The organism is Nitratireductor sp. ATLC21 (assembly GCF_057196525.1).
The window spans coordinates 14,908-31,647 of the sequence record NZ_JBXUOU010000004.1; the positions used below are offsets into that span (position 1 = coordinate 14,908).

Annotated in this window: 15 protein-coding genes; 2 read left to right on the forward strand and 13 right to left on the reverse strand. The window is 60.5% G+C overall.

What is annotated here, in order from left to right; genetic code table 11:
• Positions 1 to 25 precede the first annotated feature (25 nt).
• Positions 26 to 2,977: a dermonecrotic toxin domain-containing protein gene (locus tag AC2CHD_RS18055; protein ID WP_484554762.1), complete on the forward strand. Its 2,952-nt coding sequence runs from the start codon at positions 26 to 28 to the stop codon at positions 2,975 to 2,977.
• Positions 2,978 to 2,992: 15 nt separating this feature from the next.
• On the opposite strand, the gene AC2CHD_RS18060 is transcribed toward AC2CHD_RS18055, so the two are convergent.
• Genes AC2CHD_RS18060 through AC2CHD_RS18080 form a run of 5 tightly spaced genes read right to left on the reverse strand, consistent with a single transcriptional unit; the run spans position 2,993 to position 8,673 of the window.
• Positions 2,993 to 3,745, reverse strand: a complete 753-nt coding sequence (locus tag AC2CHD_RS18060) for a 5'/3'-nucleotidase SurE (RefSeq protein ID WP_484554763.1) — start codon at positions 3,743 to 3,745, stop codon at positions 2,993 to 2,995.
• A complete protein-coding gene (locus tag AC2CHD_RS18065; RefSeq protein ID WP_484554764.1) occupies positions 3,723 to 4,910 on the reverse strand; it encodes an MBL fold metallo-hydrolase in 1,188 nt (395 codons plus the stop codon). The genes AC2CHD_RS18060 and AC2CHD_RS18065 overlap by 23 nt, the downstream gene beginning before the upstream one ends.
• The gene (locus tag AC2CHD_RS18070; RefSeq protein WP_484554765.1) at positions 4,910 to 5,989 is read right to left on the reverse strand and encodes an ABC transporter ATP-binding protein; all 1,080 of its coding nucleotides are present in this window, start codon (positions 5,987 to 5,989) and stop codon (positions 4,910 to 4,912) included. Before AC2CHD_RS18070 ends, AC2CHD_RS18065 begins: the two co-directional genes overlap by 1 nt.
• Positions 5,977 to 7,680, reverse strand: coding sequence for an ABC transporter permease (locus tag AC2CHD_RS18075; RefSeq protein WP_229450661.1), 1,704 nt, complete (start codon positions 7,678 to 7,680; stop codon positions 5,977 to 5,979). Before AC2CHD_RS18075 ends, AC2CHD_RS18070 begins: the two co-directional genes overlap by 13 nt.
• A gap of 12 nt (positions 7,681 to 7,692) precedes the next feature.
• Positions 7,693 to 8,673, reverse strand: coding sequence for an ABC transporter substrate-binding protein (locus AC2CHD_RS18080; protein WP_484554766.1), 981 nt, complete (start codon positions 8,671 to 8,673; stop codon positions 7,693 to 7,695).
• Positions 8,674 to 8,881: 208 nt separating this feature from the next.
• Here AC2CHD_RS18080 and AC2CHD_RS18085 point away from each other — a divergent pair, with 208 nt between their 5' ends.
• Entirely contained in the window at positions 8,882 to 9,892 is a 1,011-nt protein-coding gene (locus AC2CHD_RS18085; protein WP_484554767.1) for a sugar-binding transcriptional regulator, read from the forward strand.
• A 15-nt stretch (positions 9,893 to 9,907) separates the two neighbouring features.
• Here the strand turns inward: AC2CHD_RS18085 and AC2CHD_RS18090 are convergent, their stop codons facing one another.
• The 8 genes from AC2CHD_RS18090 to AC2CHD_RS18125 all read right to left on the reverse strand — a co-directional run bounded on the left by AC2CHD_RS18090 (position 9,908) and on the right by AC2CHD_RS18125 (position 16,618).
• Positions 9,908 to 10,282 (reverse strand): hypothetical protein, encoded by a 375-nt coding sequence (locus AC2CHD_RS18090; protein WP_229450664.1) that lies wholly within the window; start codon positions 10,280 to 10,282, stop codon positions 9,908 to 9,910.
• 90 nt (positions 10,283 to 10,372) lie between these two features.
• Positions 10,373 to 11,800 carry a PepSY-associated TM helix domain-containing protein gene (locus tag AC2CHD_RS18095; protein ID WP_484554768.1) on the reverse strand — a complete coding sequence of 476 codons (1,428 nt, stop codon included), beginning with the start codon at positions 11,798 to 11,800 and terminating at the stop codon, positions 10,373 to 10,375.
• A gap of 11 nt (positions 11,801 to 11,811) precedes the next feature.
• On the reverse strand, positions 11,812 to 12,417 hold the full coding sequence (locus tag AC2CHD_RS18100) for an SCO family protein (protein WP_484554769.1): 606 nt from the start codon (positions 12,415 to 12,417) through the stop codon (positions 11,812 to 11,814).
• Positions 12,417 to 12,911: a copper chaperone PCu(A)C gene (locus tag AC2CHD_RS18105; RefSeq protein WP_484554770.1), complete on the reverse strand. Its 495-nt coding sequence runs from the start codon at positions 12,909 to 12,911 to the stop codon at positions 12,417 to 12,419. Before AC2CHD_RS18105 ends, AC2CHD_RS18100 begins: the two co-directional genes overlap by 1 nt.
• 65 nt (positions 12,912 to 12,976) lie before the next feature.
• Complete coding sequence (locus tag AC2CHD_RS18110; RefSeq protein WP_484554771.1) at positions 12,977 to 13,378, reverse strand: hypothetical protein; 402 nt, start codon at positions 13,376 to 13,378, stop codon at positions 12,977 to 12,979.
• Between the two features lie 97 nt (positions 13,379 to 13,475).
• Positions 13,476 to 14,534 (reverse strand): TRAP transporter substrate-binding protein, encoded by a 1,059-nt coding sequence (locus tag AC2CHD_RS18115; RefSeq protein ID WP_484554772.1) that lies wholly within the window; start codon positions 14,532 to 14,534, stop codon positions 13,476 to 13,478.
• Positions 14,535 to 14,558: 24 nt separating this feature from the next.
• A complete protein-coding gene (locus AC2CHD_RS18120; RefSeq protein ID WP_484554773.1) occupies positions 14,559 to 16,109 on the reverse strand; it encodes a TRAP transporter large permease in 1,551 nt (516 codons plus the stop codon).
• Entirely contained in the window at positions 16,106 to 16,618 is a 513-nt protein-coding gene (locus tag AC2CHD_RS18125; RefSeq protein WP_484554774.1) for a TRAP transporter small permease subunit, read from the reverse strand. Before AC2CHD_RS18125 ends, AC2CHD_RS18120 begins: the two co-directional genes overlap by 4 nt.
• Positions 16,619 to 16,740 lie beyond the last annotated feature (122 nt).

A 16,740-nucleotide genomic window follows, 5' to 3' on the forward strand; every position in this document is an offset into this window, starting at 1 on the left:
ATGTTCCAATTTGGATTATTATACAATGATACATCTTGGTTTTGAAATAAACAGTGCTGAAGCAAAGACAAATCCCTCTACTTCACGGCGAAGCCCGGCGCCCAAAGAGACGCCTTCCTCCACAGAAACGACAAGCGGAGTTTCGAATTCAGGCGAAACGAGTGAACTGGTCCACGCACGAGTTCTCAAATGCACTTTGACAGAAGACCAGCTGTCTGAGGTCAGCAAGGCCGCGTACGCCGTTCGGCAGAACGTGCCAGATATTCGTGAAATGGCACGGGCCAGCATGGCAACCATCATCAAAGACCTGACGGGACAAGATGCCGACCCTGACGAGCTTTACCTGAACACGTTCAGCTCAGCGGTTTCATCCACAACAAGTTTCACCGGTGTCGAACACACTGGCGAACCCAACTCATCCACTTCACTGACCGACCTACTTCTAGCAAACTTCGGTGCGAATCGAGAGTATCTTCAGTCATCGGCGTTGGATGCATATGAAGGGGTCTACACACAAGGCCGCGGAGAGGGCTTTTATGGCTCGCCCAATGAATTCAAGGTTTCAGCATCCAGTTTGAGAGACGCAATCTGGAAGGCCGATTTCCAATCTGAAGTTCTCTCGAACCTGCATGATTTTTGGGCAGGTTATCAGGACGACGTCGCGCTTTTGGCGAAAATTCAATTTGCCGTTGCTGCCGTAACCGCTGTGGGTGACCTTAAGCTCTCACTCTCCGCTCTGATCATGGTCATGCGCGGAGCCGGCGTGAACAATGATCCCCTCCTGGCGGCCATATCGAACGGCATCGGGACAGAGACGGAAGGGGAAGATGATGTCAAAGTTTTGACCTTCGACATCAACGGTTATGCCTCAAACGACATTCTCCGGTTTGTCCGCCCAAACCAGCATACAGTGCTTTATATACCGGGTGAGACCCCCTCCTTTCATGAGTTTCTAAGTGAAGAAGCGCTCGAAAACTGGGTCAAGGAGACCGCAGCGTCGCCGCAGGGACGTAAGCGGCTTGAGCATCATTTCTCACTTGTCAATCTTCAGGACGGATTTTGGCATACAGGCGTCGCCAACGGCCTGAAGAAGCTGGGGTCAGGGGCCTGGAGCACAGGCATCAATTCCAGAAGCACGCCATACACGGGTAACCTGTTCGATGCCATCGCCGAAAACATGCGACTGCGCAGCCTTTCAGACGCCGACACCCTGATCACCTCGGACAGCGAAATCACACTTGATCGCTGGATTGGGAACCTGCGCGGATTCAACAGGGTTCTCTGGCCCGTCATGATTCTGACTCCAGAACTCGAGTTTGGTCTCCTGGGCATCACCATGGGGGGCGAACTGACCCTTGAAGCCAACAAGGCGATCACGGGCGACACCTATGATGAGCGCAAAGCGGGCGCTGTCGGAGCAATGGCCACTGGGGGCACGATGCTGGCTGGAGCAGCCCTCGGTTCTGTGGCCAGAAACCTTTCTGAAGCAGAGCAAATTTCTGCAGAGGGTGAAGATGCGTTCGCGTCCTCAGCTTTGCGTCCGGTTGTGGAGGAGCAGCCCCTTCGCATCGGGGATATATCCGATTTTGAAGTAGAATCCTCGCTGATTGAAGGGCGCGCATCCAATCAGGCAGGCATCTTTCAAGCGGGTGGCCGTTACTTCATACGCCACCATGATCTCACGGGTGTTCCTCGCACTTACGAAATCAGAAGCGACTTCAAGCTGCGGGATGGCTACGTAAACGTTATCGACCCGGAAACACGAAAGTCTGTGGCGATCCTGCATGGGGATGGCAATGGTGGCTGGAAGCGTATAACCGCCAATGGTGCCGGTCCTGATCGCCCCCCCTATCAGGCTCAGCGCGCAGACCAAATCAGGCAATCGCTGAACAGACGTGGTTACTATGTCATCGCGGATGCGGACGAAAGTGCTGCTCTCGACCAGATCGAAGCCATGAAGGAACGTGTGGATGCGCTGCGGTTCAAACTCGAGGACCTGGGCCGTGAAGCCGAAAAAAACGGCCGGATCGGCACCTATCACCTCGTCTACCGCGTGGACAATCTAAGACCCGACCAGCTTCTTGCGGCTGGCTGGTTTCGCCCATCCCGAGATTTCCACGCAGTTGTCAACATGCTCGAGAGGCCGGCAACCATTGGTAGCGCATCTCTCACCGCCAGCAACAATGTGCTGGACATCTGGCAATACGACTCAGCCGACGGTGTCATGTATCAATATGCCGTCGTAACAGAAGGCAGGAAAGTGGGCTCCTTCGTGGACGGTGGAGGCTATGACTACGAATTTCTCGATGAAGTGCACTTTCCGCCACCACCAGCCAAGAACGTCTATCTGCTGGACTCTTCAGACGAGAACATCAGAAAAACCATCGCAGAGCTTGCCGCTTCCCGCTCAGTCAACACGACTTACGGCATCCCTCTCCAGGTCTACGAGGATTTCAGGCTAGGGCGGATCACACTTGATGCGAGCCCGCCTCCAGAGTTGCCGGAAAGTTCCATGGCATCTGGCCAAGCCAGCGACAGCCTAAAATCTCTCGATATGACAAAACGTGGGCAGAAGCGCACCCAGGAATGGGTGGATGGTATTCCCACCACTGGCACCGTCGTTGAAGAACCGCAACCGGGGCCCTCACGGTCGATGCAGCACGAGATGCCGGAAGGAATAGAAGAACCGAAAGATGTCATTGAAACAAACACCCCCTCTCAATCCCCAACACCTCCCGATTTTCAGGAAGCGATCCAGACGCGCGTCCAAAAATGGTTGAATGAGATTTGGCTGAACAATGCAGATGAGCCAGAAAACCTGACGATACCAGATGCATGGCTTGCTGAAACGCAAGGTCACGCGGGAGAAGAGATGATCAGAACCCGCTTTGACGAGACATCGATCACGGGGACATCGCAATCCAGACAACAACGCACTTCGGAATGGGTGAAAGAATATCAGGCGAACAACCGCTGATGCCGTGTGCACAGACTATTTCGTCGCCGATCTGAGCCCTTCCATGAAAGCGCCTGCGAGCTGGGTTTCACCAAACCAGTTGAGCCGGTTCACGGTGGCGAAACCCTCGGCGATGAGACTGTTCTCATCGCCCTTTCGGCTTGCATGCTCGCGACCGCGCGGCACCACCAGTTCGATCTCATCGCCGTCCTCACGCACGATGTCGACCTTGCGGGCGATCTTGTCCCGGCCAATCGAAGGCTGGGAGACGGATGCCGGAAGATCTGCCGGAAGATTGACGCTCAGCCAGTGGCCTTCGAGAGACCACTCATTGCGGGTCACCCAGAGGCGCTCGATGAACCTTGCAAGCCAGGCGGCGTCCCCGTCGCGCACGTTCGCCTCCTTGACGCGGGAGAAGCCGATGGCGGGGATACCCCAGAAGGTGGCTTCGCGGGCAACGCCAAGCGTGCCGGAATAGGCGAGATCCTCACCCACATTGCGCCCGTCATTGACACCGGCAACCACCAGGTCCGGCTTCTTATCATCCTTGAACAACCATCCCATGGAGGTGACAATGCAGTCCGCTGGTGTGCCCGAGCACGAATAGCGGCGCTCACCGAGCCTGCGCATGGTGAGGGGGCGTGCAATGGTAAGCGAAGGGCCGGCGGCAGTGCGCTTGCCATCGGGCGCCACCACCCAGACATCGTCACTCAGGCGCGATGCCGCTTCTGCTGCCAGCGCAATGCCGGGAGCCTCGATGCCGTCGTCATTGGAAATCAGAATGCGCATGTATCATCTCTTCATCAATCTGGTAAGCGTCGCCGGTGCGCGCACCGGGCATGAGAGCGGGAATGTGCTGACGCAGCGCTTCCAGCGCGGCTGCATCGCAGGAATGGCCGATCAGGCGCGGGCGGCCTGCCGCTTCCCATAGGGCAATGTTTTCGGGCAGTGTGGGGTGTGTTGGCATGCGAATCCACGCAGCCTTGCCCTGATCGACAAGCCGCGCCCCGGGAGAGCCTGAAGGCAGATGCCCGCTCAGGAGAATGGGGAAGCCGGAAGTCTCTGCCGCTGCAAGCGCCGGGCGCGCAGGACCCGCCACGCCCATTCCGTCATGGACAAGAAGCGGACAGGCTGGAAGGGGTTCACCGACAGTCCAGTCCCGTGCAGCATCCAACCGCTCCGACAGAAGCTTGACCCGGTCCTTATGAACGGCGTCCGGTGCGTGAATCTGAGCCGACAGGGCTGCGCGCATGCCAGCCTCGATCGCAAAAGGCACGGCGATGGCCGCGATCAACTCGAGTGAGCGACCGGAAAGCGGCGTGGGAAGGAGACAGCCATCGGCATATCCGGCAACCCATTCTCCGATCTGTCGCGCACGCTCCGCCCCCGGAATAGGATCGGCGCCATAGGAGGCATCAAGAATGAGCAGGTCGCAGGCGGGCAAGGGTTGCATTGGAAACACCGCGCTCTGGGGCACGATGTCGGCGGAATAGACGACCCGTTGTCCCTCCTCCTCAACCGAGAACCAGACACCCCCCACCACATGGCCGGAAGCACCGGTTTCCACACGCAGCGCACCGGTGGTCAGAGTATCGCCGGGTCGAAACAGACGGATCTGCTCTGCAAGCGGAGAGAAATCCGCCAGATCTGCCGGGTCCGCATATTGTGCAAGCGTTGCCGGCATCTCCAGGTGCGTTTCCTCGGTCATGTAAATCGGGCCGGCATATCCCTGGCGCCGCAGACGGCACAGCGCCCCGATGTGATCTTCATGGGCATGGGAAATGAAAAGCGCGTCGATGTCAGCCACCGGGCGAGCGAGAACAGGGTAATACTCATCCCCCGTCGCCCCAACCTTTATGCCGGCATCGAGCATGACGCAGGTGCTGCCGTCGCTGACGACAACGCTGGTGCGCCCCTTTTCACCGAACCCTCCCTGAAGATCGACCTGCAACATCAGGCGGCTCCATCGGCCGGGATCAGCCACCCCGACGTGATCGCCAACCTTGCTCGCTGCCCTGCCTCGAAAGAAACAGGGTCGGGCTGATCAAAATGCAGGCCGAGATGCGGAGCTGCCTCGGGCTCGAACTCGATCCGCGCCGAACCGCCGCGATACACTGCTCTTGTGATGGTTCCCTCGAAGCCCGGCTGACTGGTGCCGACGGACTCGATCTGTGATGCGCGGCAGCAAATGCGCGCGTCCTTGCGCGGCTTCTCGCCCTTCCGGCAACGCACGACCAGCTCCTGCCCCAACACGGTCACCCGGCACTGTCCGTCAGCCTCTGCCGTTTCGACATTGGCCGGCAGGACCATGCCCTGTGAGATAAAGGAGGCGACCATCTCATTTGCCGGCTCATGATAGAGCTCGCGCGGCGTGGCAAGCTGCATGAGGCGGCCATGATCCATGACCGCGATACGGTCTGCCAGCGCCATGGCTTCGGCCTGGTCGTGGGTGATGTAGAGGATTGTCGTGCCGGTGCGCTTGTGGAAGTCGGCAAACTCGTCCTCCATCGAGGCTCGCAGGTGTACGTCGAGATTGGCCAGCGGCTCGTCGAACAGCACCAGCCGCGGCTCGGCCACAAGACAGCGTGCCAGCGCCACGCGCTGTCGCTGCCCGCCCGACAGATTTGCCGGACGGCGGTCGCCATATTGCTCCATATTGACGAGAGCCAGCGCGTTTTTGACCCGCTCCTCACGCTCGGCCTTCGGAACCCGCGCAACCTTGAGCGCATAGCCGATGTTTTCCGACACCGTCATGTGGGGCCAGAGCGCATAGTTCTGGAAGACGATGCCGACGCGGCGCTTTTCCGGCGGCGTGTTTGCTTCAGGCGAAGAGACCTGCCGCTCACCGATGTGGATACTGCCGCCGCTGACGGTCTCGAAACCGGCAATCATGCGCAAAAGCGTGGTCTTGCCGCAGCCCGAGGGACCGAGAACGGCGAGGAACTCGCCATCCGCGACATCGATGGAGACATTGTCGAGGGCCTTCGCCTCGCCAAAAGTCTTGGTGACGTTCTTAATGCTCAGTCCCGCCATGGGAGAACTCCGTCCGGTAGTTTGTTTGCAAAGAGGCTGGCGAGCAGCATCAGAAGGAAGGTGGTTGCGACCATGATGGCGGAAACCGCCGCCGCATATTTGGAATCGCCACCCTGTTCGAACGAGAAGATGACAACGCCGATGGTCTCCGAGCCGGAGGACCACAGAAGCGCCGACACCGTCAGCTCACACAGTGCTGTCATGAAGATCAGCAATCCGCCGGCAATGGCCGCCGGAGCGATGAGCGGGAATATGATGGTGCGCATCCGTGTGAACAGGCCGGCACCGGCCACCTGTGCCGCCTCCTCAAGCGCCCGGTCGAGCTGGAAATAGCCCGTGATCGTCGGCCTGACGGCCAGGATCAGGAAGCGCGCGAGATAGGCGTAGAGGATGATCCAGACCGTGTTGTAAATCTGGATGCCGGTGATCGGCATGGGCTTCAGGAACAGGAGCAGCGAGGCGATGGCAAGCACCACACCCGGCAGCGCGTAGGGCAGCTCGATGGCAAGGTTGAGTGCCTTGATCCAGCGCTTGTTGCCCCAGGCGATCACGTAGCCGAGCGGGATCGCCACGAAGACCGCGAAGATCGACGCGCCTGCCGATAGATAGAGACTGTTGAGAAAGGCCCGGCTTGCCGCCGCATGCTGGAAGATCACGAAATAGTAGTTCTCCAGCGTGGCCGTTTCAGCCGTCAGTGTCACGCCGTAGCCCCGCACCAGCGATGTGAGGATCAACCCCACCAGCGGCAGCACGAGAATGAGCGCGATCAGAGCCCACATTCCCAGTTCCACCGGCACACGCCAGACGCCGAGCTGGTAGGGCGCGGCAGGCAGCGAGGTGGAGGTAATGCGGAAATCGCGACGGCTCGCAATGCGATCCTGCATGACGATGCCGACCATGGCGATGACGCCGATGAGCACCGAAAGGAACGCCACCTCTGAGAGGACATCCGGCCCGCCACCGGCCAGACGCTGATAGATGAGGGTCGGCAGGACAAGATAGTTTGCCGGGATGCCCAGGAAGGCGGGAATGCCGAAATTGCCGACGCAGGAAACGAAAGTGAGTGCTGCGGCGCCGACAATGGAAGGAGTCATCAGCGGCAGGATGATGGTGCCAAGCACGCGAACCCAGCCGGCCCCGCTAGACTGCGCGGCCTCGACCAGCTCACGCGGCAGCTTGCGCATGCCGGCGCGTACGATCAGGAAGACGAGCGGCGCATACTGGATGCCGAGCAGGAAGACGATGCCTTCCGGCGAATAGAGCGGATTGCGCGTGCCGAGCGGCGGCGCCATGCCCAGCATGTTCAAAAGCGGGCTGGAGGGACCGAAAAGCTGCAGCCAGGCGAGCGCGGTCACCTGCGGCGCAATCATGAGCGGTGTGACGAAGCACAGGACGAAAGCCTGACGCTGGCGCACATCCGACAGCGAAACGAGAATGGCAACAGCCACACCGAGCACCAGGGCGAAAATCGTTCCGCCCAGGCCAACCACCAGCGTGTTCCAGGTGGCGCGCCAGGTCGTGTCGTCGATCAGACCATTGCGAATGACATCAAGCGAGAACTGACCGCCGGGCAGGATGACTTCCTGCAAGAGCCGCGCCATGGGCAGCAGCGAAAAGATGACGATAAGCGCGACGATCCCCGCTGTCAGGGCCATATCCTGGCCCTGACGTTCCTTACGAATTGCGGTCATTAAGGTTTTTCCCTAGCCGCCGAACATGGAGGAGAATTTCTCCTTGTTGTCGGCGATCTCATCGACAACCTTCTTCACGTCAACGCTCATGACGTTGATCTTGGTGCCCTCGGGCAACCAGTCGGGCGAACCGACAGAAGGCTTCGCCGGCAGGTAGCCCTGCTTGAGCGCCAGCTTCTGACCATCGTCGGAGAGAATGAAATCAACGAACTTCTTGGCCACGTCCGGGTTCTTTGCGGTCGACATGATGGCGACCGGCTCGGTGACGGCAGTCACGCCTTCCTCGGGGAACACGAACTCGATGGGCGAGCCGTCCTTCTTGGCATTCATGGCCATGAAGTCGACGAGCATGCCATAGGCCTTCTCACCGCTTGCAACGGACTTCAGAACAGCGCCATTGCCGCGCACGGCCACGTGACCGTTCTCCTTCAGCTTCTCAAAATAGTCCCAGCCGAGGTCGTCGCGGTTGACGAATGCGGACAGGAGATAGGCTGCAGCACCTGAATAGAGCGGGCTCGGCATGATGGTGAGGTCCTTGTAGGCCTCGCCCGTCAGATCGGACCAATGCTCCGGCTTTTCGGCCGCTGCCGTGTTGTAGGCGATGCCGGTGGTGATGAGCTTGGAGCCGAAATAGGTCTTCTCGGCGTCATAGGCGGCTTCCTCGAAGCCTTCCACATTGGCTTCCGGATAGGCCATCAGGTGGCCGTCCTTCTTGAGCGTTTCCATGCTGACTGCATCGGCGATCAGAAGCACGTCCGGCTGCGGGCTGCCAGCGGCAAACTCTGCGGCCAGCTTGGTCATGAGATCGCTGGTGCCGGAACGGAAGATCTCAACCTCGACGCCGGGATTGGCGGCCTTGAAGGCGTCAACCGTTTCGGCGGCGTCAGCGTCGGGCTGCGAGGTGTAAAGAACGAGGTTCTCAGCGAAAGCGGCTGTGGATGTGAGCAGTACGGCTGCGAGCGCAACCGAACGGATCGTGGACTGGCGTCCCATGGGATAACTCCTCTGTTTGCATCTCCGGGCATTTGCACCGGAGCTCCTCCCCTGCATGCGCAATATGACAGGCTTGTAACAAAAGCGCCCCTATATTGAATATGAACATATGTTTTTCGTCAATAACAAAAGAACGCAATAAAATTTCGCATTTTTGCCGTTCAAATGGACCACGCGTGAAACTGCCTTGTGCTAAAACCATTGCGCGATGAGAGAGGGAATCACCGCCGTGCCGCGAAAAAGCAAAAAAAAGCCGGCAGACGAGCCGACGCTGTCTTCCGCCGATCTCAATGTGAAGATGGCCTGGCTCTATCATGTGGAAGGCCTGACGCAGGAGAAGATTGCCAGCCTGCTCAATGTGAGCCGCATGAAGGTCATGCGTGCGCTCGCGGCCAGTGCCGAAAGCCATATGGTGGTGACCACCATCAATGCCGAGACCGCCGAGCAGGTGGCGCTCGAGCGAAAACTGGAAAAGCGCTGGGGTCTGCAAAGCGCGATTGTGGTGCCTGCCCCTGAAGAGGAAGACAACCTGGAGCGCGCGATCGGGCATGCCGTGGCGCGCTACCTTGAAGAGCAGATGAAGCCTGGCATGACGCTCGCCATTGGCGGCGGCGCCACGCTGCATTCAAGCCTGAGCTTCATGGCTCAGCGCGATTTGACAGGCTCGACCGTCATCGGCCTTGTGGGCAGCCTGCCACATTCGCAATGGATCAACCCATCCATCGTTGCGACCAAAGTGGCCGAACGCTTCAAGGTGGACAGCTACCAGATCAGTGCACCGGTGGTGGTGGACGATCCAGACCTGCGCGAACGTCTCTGGGAGCAACCATCGCTGCGCGATGTGCGCGAGCGAGCTGCCAAGGCAGACATGGCGCTTCTGACCGTGGGCGCGATTTCACCGGAGGCGACCATCTTCCGGCATGGCATCGTGCCCAAAGCACTGATCGAACCTCTGCGCGACAAAGGCGCGGTGGCGAACATTCTGTGCTATTTCGTGGATGCAGCAGGACAGATGGTCGACCACGAGGTCAACCAGCGTATCATGGCCATAGATCTGGATACGGTGGCGCGTATTCCCCATGTAATTCTCGCCGCAGGCGGGGAACAGAAGGTCTCCGCTATTCTTGCTGCCCTGCGCACGGTTTCCGCAGCCGCGCTCATCACCGATGCAGCGACAGCGCAAATGCTGCTCAACCGTGCGGAAGACGACGGGCTTTGAATATCTGACAGATGGTCAGATCAGGCCGCGCTCACGCATGAAGTCGTCAAGCCCCACATGCGTTATGGCTTCGAATTCACGCACGGCCTCAACCATGGCGCGGCGCTGGGCAGCCAAAAGCAAAAGCACCTGCCGCATCTCGCCGGAAATGCCGAAACGCTCCCAACGATCAGCGAGATGTGCGGGCAGACCGGCAGCCTCGCAAAACGCCGCGATCGTCGCGTATCCCAGATCCGCCACAAGCGCCTGCGTCTCCTCAGGTGTCGAGCGAGGCTCCAGCGCATGGTCATGCAGGCGCTGCGCGAGAAGGCGGATGTCGTTCGGCTGCGGCGCATTGGCCAGCACCTTGTTGATCAGAGACGAAACTCTCGGGGGTTTTTCGCTTTGCATCGCACTCTCCATTCGAGCCGATCATAGGACGAGAGCGGGCGGCGCTCAATCGGAAAGCGCCGTCCGGCGATACCACTTTCAAACAACGCGTTAGGCAAGAAGGCGTGCAAGGGGTTTGAAACGCTGGATCACCAGCACATCCAACGCAAGAAGCGCCAGCAGCGTGATGCCCACCAATGGAAACAGCAGCGACACCAGAAGCATCACCACCACCGCCCCTTTCCACAGGGGAAGGTTGGCCGGCAACGGCGGAGCAGCAAGCCGCAGCGCGCGCGAGGGCCGGCGCATCCACCACATGACCAGGCCGCTGACCGACAGGAAGATAACGGACAGGCAGAAAACCGTGTTCAGCGCGAGGTTCCACAGCCCCATATCGCCTTCGTGGAAGGCAATGCCAACGGCCATCGCCTTGCCCGCCGGCGAATAGTCGGCGAAGCCCACATCCGCGAGAATGTTGCCAGTGTACTGGTCGATATGCACCGTCCTGTCGGACGCAGGGTCGGTGGAATCGTTGCTCATGGAATCCTGAGCAAGCGTCCACACGCCCGTATCGCCGCGCGGCGTGGCGACACGGAAGCGCCCTTCATAGCCAAGGCTGCGCCCGAACGCGACAATCTCATCGAGATTGAACGGGCCGGAAGCCGGCAGTCCGGCACGGCCTGCATCAGATCCCGACGCGGGAAGCGGCGTCTGCTCCAGCGCCCAGGGCACATCCTTGGTCGCTCCATGATTGAGCGATGCATGCGTCTTGTCGGAAAGGGGCACATTGTCCCATTTCTCCGCCGGGAAGGTGCTCCATGCCTGGACGAATTTTTCTCCCCAGACGCCAGCCCAGGACAGGCCGCTGATGAGAAAGATCAGGAGGAGCGCCGCGACATAGAGCCCGGTGGTCTTGTGCAGCGACTTCCAGAAGGACCGGCCCCGCGCACCGAAATCGGGGCGAAGCGCCTTGCCAGGCCCTTGCCCGTCACGCGGCCACCACAGATAAAGCCCGGTCACGATCAGGACGATACCGAAACCGGCGGCTATTTCGATCAACCGGTCACCCAGATCGCCGATCAGCAGCGTTCCGTGAATGTCGGATGCGAAGTCGTACCAGCCCGCCTGCCTGTTCCAGATGTCCAGTACCTCGGCTGTGTAGGGGTCGACGGCAACCATCTTTGCCTGACCTCCGCTATCGACACGGAAAACGGCGGCGCGGTCGGCTGCGGTCGGCGCGATATATTCGACCACATGGCCTTCGTGCAGCGCTGTCTGCGCGGCGGAGGCTTGTGCAAGAATGCTGGTCTGCGCACCCTGCGGCGTCACGCCAATCTTTTCGCCATCACGACCGTCTATGGCACTCACCCAGAGCATGATCAGCCCGGTAATGGCGAGCATCGCCAGGAAAGGCGCCACGTAGAGACCGGCATAGAAATGCCAGCGCCATGCCGCCAGATAGAGTTTGCGCCTCAGCGTCTTGCCGGTCGCCTCGTGCGTCGGCAGGCCGGGAAGCGCCTGTGTATCGGTGTTGCTCATATTCCCCCTCCTCAGCTCTGCGTTGCCAGACGCTTCAGCTTTTCCAGCATGGAATCGTGCGCCTCGCCATAGGACAGTGTGCCAACGAAGCCGCCTTCCGCGTCCATCAGATAGACCGATGCCGTATGATCGATCGTGTAGTCGCCATCGTCCGTTGGAACTTTCCGATAGTAGACGCGATAAGCCCTGGTGATCGCCTCGATCTGCTGCTCGGTGCCGGCCAACCCCCGGATCCGATCGTCAAAGCTTGATGTGTAGCGGGCAAGGTCCTCGGGTCCGTCCCTTTCCCAATCGACCGAAACGAACGCATAATTCAGCTTATCTGCGTCGGGGCCCAACGCCTCGATCAGGCCTGACAGCTCGAAAAGCGTGGTCGGACACACATCCGGGCAGAAGGTGAAGCCAAAGAAAATCGCGGTCGGTTTGCCGAGGAAATCAGCTTCGGTGACGGTCTCTCCGTCCTCTCCGGTGAGCGTGAACGCACCGCCGATATCGGCAGTGCCGGTTCCCCCGCCAGCCCTGCCGCCGGGGGTGATGTTCATCGTCGCCACAGCCACGATGGCAAGGACCAGCGCGAGAACCGCGCCGGCCAAAATCGAGAGCGAGCGGCGAGACATCAGTTCTTGCTCTCGCCATGCATGGCGCTGTGGCCTTCAGGGGCAGGTGCGCCCGGTTTCGCCACAGACATCTCCACCTCGATTGAGCCCGCCTTCTCGAAGGTGAGCGTGACGGAAACCTGCGCTCCCTCGGCAATCGGCTTCTTCAGCTCCATGAACATCACATGCAGGCCGCCCGGTGCGAGACTGACCGTCTCGCCCGCCGACACCGGAATGCCATCGGGCAGATGACGCATCTTCATGACACCATCGGTCATGTCCATCGTGTGCAGTTCCACGCGACCCGCAAAAGCGGCCTCGGCGCTGACCAACCGGTCGTCTTCTTCGCCGCCATTGACGATGGTAACGAAGCCGCCAGCGGCTTTGGCACCCGGCGGTGTCGCACGGGTCCAGGGCTGGTCGAGCTCCAGTTTGCCGAGCGTGTAGTCGCCAGCGATTGCGGGGGCGGCAATGAACAGCATTGCAGCCGCAAGGGTACGGGTCAAAAAGCGCATGTCTTGTCTCCATAAGCGCAGATACCGGCCACGGTCACCCGTGGACGTTTTCATGATTCAATGCGTCAGATGGAGAAAACCGGTGGCGCGCGCGCCTCTGCAAGAATGCCAAGCGCAACAGGATGAAGAACTAGCGCACCGGGCAGGCGCGCAATGGATAAAACATCACGGGCGGCACAGTCTAGCCCCGCATGTTCACCCGGCAGGGCCGGCGATACGGCACAGCCTGCCTGACAAAGCGCGGTGCAACAGTCATGCGCGCTGCGCGCCGGCGCAGACCCATCGCTTTCGGCGAGGCCAATGCCGCTCGGCGTACAGATAATGAAACCGGGGATGCCGCCAGTGCCTGCCATCGCACCCTGGGCGAAGGCGGCGGCAAAACCCTGCATGATGAGGAAATAGGCCAGAAGACCGGCAATCAGGCCAGTCGCAAGGCGATCCTTCAACATGTCACGCATCAGCTTCATGGGCGTGTGGTGCCACATTTCCGCAACCGTGTCACTGCGACGAATGCGGCAGCCGGACCACAGTGGGCGGCACCGCCCACTGCGGAACTTGCTTCTCTTAGCGCCGCTTGAGCAGCGGCATGTTCATGGCGTTGGCGTATTTCACGCTTTCCGCCAGGAAGGTGTCATAGCTCTCGCGCACACGGGCAACGTCTTCGCTCTGGGCGGTCAGTTCGTCACGAACCTCTTCCCATGCCTTCTTGAGCCCTTCGGCCACATCGTCCGGCACATCGCGGAAGATGACGCCCTCGGCTTCGAGCGCGGCCATGGCGCGGGCATTGTGATAATCGAACTGGGCAAGCGCTTCCTGGCTTGCGGCAAGAGCCGCCGCCTCACAGATCGCCTGCAGGTCGGGCGAAAGCTCGGCCCATGCGTCCTTGTTGAAGACGATGGCAAGCGCCGCACTCGGCTCGTTATAGGCCGGCAGGTAGCAGTTCTTGGTGATCTTCTGGAGGCCGAACGCCTGATCGAGGAACGGCCCGACCCATTCAGCCGCGTCAAGCGCACCCGATTGCAACGCCTGGAAGATTTCCGGCGGGGGCATCAGAACGGCGTTGACGCCGAGCTTGCGGTACATCTCGCCACCGAGACCCGCAATTCGCATGTTGAGACCCTTGAGGTCGTCTAGCGACTTGATCTCGGACTTGAACCAGCCTGCACTTTGCGTGTTGGAATTACCGGAATAGAGCGGCTTCAGGTTGCGCTGGGCGTAGATGTCGTCCCACAGCTCCTGACCGCCGCCATAGCGCAGCCATGCATAATGCTCGGCTGCCGTCATGCCGAAGGGCACCGCGGTGAACCAGTGCAGCGACGGGTTCTTGCCGGCGGCATAATAGGGCGGGTTGTGCCCGACCGGGGCCTTGCCCTGCTGCACGGCATCTTCAACACCGAACGGCGGCACCAGCTCGCCGCCGCCGAAGACCTTGAAGCTCAGCCGGCCATCGGACATGGCAGCCACCTTCTCGGCAAAGCCGGTGACATTCGTGCCCACGCCCGGCGCATTCTTGGGAAAGCTGGTGGGCAGGTTCCACTCGATCTTGCCCTGCGCAATGGCCGGGGTGGCGAGCGCCGCAGCCGTGGCGCCGGCACCAGCCGTAAGGAATGTTCTGCGTTTCATGTCGGGTTTCCTCCTGAACAACGACTATCTGAAGAGCATGTCCGGCAGCCATGTAACCACAGCCGGGAATGTGATGAGAAGCGCCAGAGCGACAAGCTGTATGGCCACGAACGGAATCACCGAGCGGTAAATCTCCATCGTCGTGATGCTGCGCGGCGCAACCGAGCGGTAATAGAAAAGCGCAAAGCCGAAGGGCGGCGTCAGAAACGAGGTCTGCAGGTTCATGGCGAGCAGGACTGCGAACCAGACGGGCGAGAAATCCGTGGCCAGAATGGGCGCGCCGAGCAGCGGCACAACGATGTAGATGATCTCCACGGCCTCGAGGATGAAACCGAGGAAGAAGACCACCACCATGACCAGCGCAAGCGCGCCCCACTTGCCGCCCGGCACCTGCTCCAGAAAACCGGCCACCAGCTCATCGCCGCCAAAACCGCGAAACACCAGCGACAGCATGGAGGCGGCGATGACGATGCCGAACACCATGCCGGAGATGCGCAGCGTATCGATGACGGCGGGAACGAGAATATCCGTACGCATCAGCCGCCAGCCGGAAAAGGCGACGCCTGCGGCGATCAGCGCGGCAGCAAGGAGCGCAACGAAGCCGGCCGGAGTGCCTAGCCCGGATGGCGGCACAAACCCGAAAGCGCGCAGAAACACCAGAACGCCTCCCGCGACAACGGCAGAGAGGATGACGCCCCGCCCGGCGCGGCCAACACCGCCGCGTGTGTAACCAGCGAGCAGGATCGTGCCCACGGCACCCAGTCCCGCCGCCTCCGTTGTGGTGGCTACCCCGCCGAGAATGGACCCCAGCACTGCCAGAATTAGCAGGAGCGGCGGCAGAAAAACGCCCAGGATACGGCTCAGCGGAACCCGCCTGCGGCTGGTATTCTCAACGGCTCCGTGGGCACCACGCAGCGTGAAAAGAATATAGACACCATAGAGGCCGACAAGCAGCAGTCCGGGCAGGATAGCCCCTGCGAAGAGATCGCCCACGGAAACGGCGTCGGGGGCGAAATTTCCGGCCTTCTGCTGCGCTTCCAGATAGGTGTTGCCGATCTGATCGCCCAGAAGCACGAGCAGGATGGAAGGCGGGATGATCTGACCCAGCGTGCCGCTGGCACAGATGATGCCGCTCGACACGCGCGGCGAAACCCCCGCCTGCAGCATGGCGGGGAGACTGACGAGGCCCAGCATGACGACCGTCGCACCGACAATGCCGGTGGATGCCGCTATGAGCGCGCTAAAGAGCAGCACGGAAAGGGCAAGGCCGCGCGGCGATGCGCCAAGCATCTCGCGCAGGACCTCGAGCATGCGCTCGGCAAGCTGCGACCGCTCCAGCACCACGCCCATGAGGATGAAGAGCGGCACCGACATCAAAAGCGTGTTGCTCATCACGCCCCAGACGCGGCTTGGAAAGAAATCCAGAAAAGACAGATCGAACGCGCCGAAGAGGCTGGCAATGACCGCGACGACAAAGGGCACACCGGCAATGGCGAGCATGGCCGGAATGCCACTCAGAATGCCGGCGAACAGCCCGACCAGCATCAAACACAGAAACAGTTCGGAAAGGGTCATAGGGCCGGCTCGTCTTCGGCGGTGCGTTGTGCGTCCGGCGCGAGCACCATGGCGATCCCCTGCAGGATCATCATCGCGGCCCCGAGCGGCAGGGCCGTCTTGACGATGAACAGCCCCGGAAGCCCGCCCGTTTCAACCGAAGCCTCGCGGATGGACCAGGAGTAGGCAAGGTCCGCCCAGTCGGCCCAGATGATCAGCCCGAACACCGGTATGAGAAACAGGAGCACCGCAACCGCATCCGCGATACGCGCGTAGGTGGGCGAAAGATTCTCAGAAAGAACCTCAACGCGCACATGCCCGCCCCTGCGAAGACAGACAGGCACGGAGAAGATCAGAAGCACGGCAAATGTGTAGGACGCGAAATCCTGCAGCTCGATGAAGCCGATGCCGAAACCATAGCGCATCACCACGATGGCAAGCACGCTGGCCGTCAGGGCCAGGCAGGCAATGACACAAAACGCCGTCGCCAGCCGATCCAGCACGGCGCAAAACCTCAAATACAGATGCAAACCCGGCTCCCATGCGAATTCGGGCGCGACGCTATCGCATGCGTGGAGGAAAGGAAACGGCTATTTGGTCGAAACCGGCGCGCAACGAAATCGCTCGCCGGAGATATCCGGCGAGCGCGTAC

Excerpts from the sequence above, each read along its gene's own strand:
- AC2CHD_RS18065 (WP_484554764.1), bottom strand. The coding sequence starts at position 4,910 with ATGTTGCAGGTCGATCTTCAGGGAGGGTTCGGTGAAAAGGGGCGCACC.
- AC2CHD_RS18100 (WP_484554769.1), bottom strand. The coding sequence starts at position 12,417 with ATGTCTCGCCGCTCGCTCTCGATTTTGGCCGGCGCGGTTCTCGCGCTG.
- AC2CHD_RS18110 (WP_484554771.1), bottom strand. The coding sequence starts at position 13,378 with ATGAAGCTGATGCGTGACATGTTGAAGGATCGCCTTGCGACTGGCCTG.
- AC2CHD_RS18090 (WP_229450664.1), bottom strand. The coding sequence starts at position 10,282 with ATGCAAAGCGAAAAACCCCCGAGAGTTTCGTCTCTGATCAACAAGGTG.
- AC2CHD_RS18055 (WP_484554762.1), top strand. The coding sequence starts at position 26 with ATGATACATCTTGGTTTTGAAATAAACAGTGCTGAAGCAAAGACAAAT.
- AC2CHD_RS18105 (WP_484554770.1), bottom strand. The coding sequence starts at position 12,911 with ATGCGCTTTTTGACCCGTACCCTTGCGGCTGCAATGCTGTTCATTGCC.
- AC2CHD_RS18095 (WP_484554768.1), bottom strand. The coding sequence starts at position 11,800 with ATGAGCAACACCGATACACAGGCGCTTCCCGGCCTGCCGACGCACGAG.
- AC2CHD_RS18075 (WP_229450661.1), bottom strand. The coding sequence starts at position 7,680 with ATGACCGCAATTCGTAAGGAACGTCAGGGCCAGGATATGGCCCTGACA.
- AC2CHD_RS18115 (WP_484554772.1), bottom strand. The coding sequence starts at position 14,534 with ATGAAACGCAGAACATTCCTTACGGCTGGTGCCGGCGCCACGGCTGCG.
- AC2CHD_RS18060 (WP_484554763.1), bottom strand. The coding sequence starts at position 3,745 with ATGCGCATTCTGATTTCCAATGACGACGGCATCGAGGCTCCCGGCATT.
- AC2CHD_RS18120 (WP_484554773.1), bottom strand. The coding sequence starts at position 16,109 with ATGACCCTTTCCGAACTGTTTCTGTGTTTGATGCTGGTCGGGCTGTTC.
- AC2CHD_RS18085 (WP_484554767.1), top strand. The coding sequence starts at position 8,882 with ATGAGAGAGGGAATCACCGCCGTGCCGCGAAAAAGCAAAAAAAAGCCG.
- AC2CHD_RS18070 (WP_484554765.1), bottom strand. The coding sequence starts at position 5,989 with ATGGCGGGACTGAGCATTAAGAACGTCACCAAGACTTTTGGCGAGGCG.
- AC2CHD_RS18080 (WP_484554766.1), bottom strand. The coding sequence starts at position 8,673 with ATGGGACGCCAGTCCACGATCCGTTCGGTTGCGCTCGCAGCCGTACTG.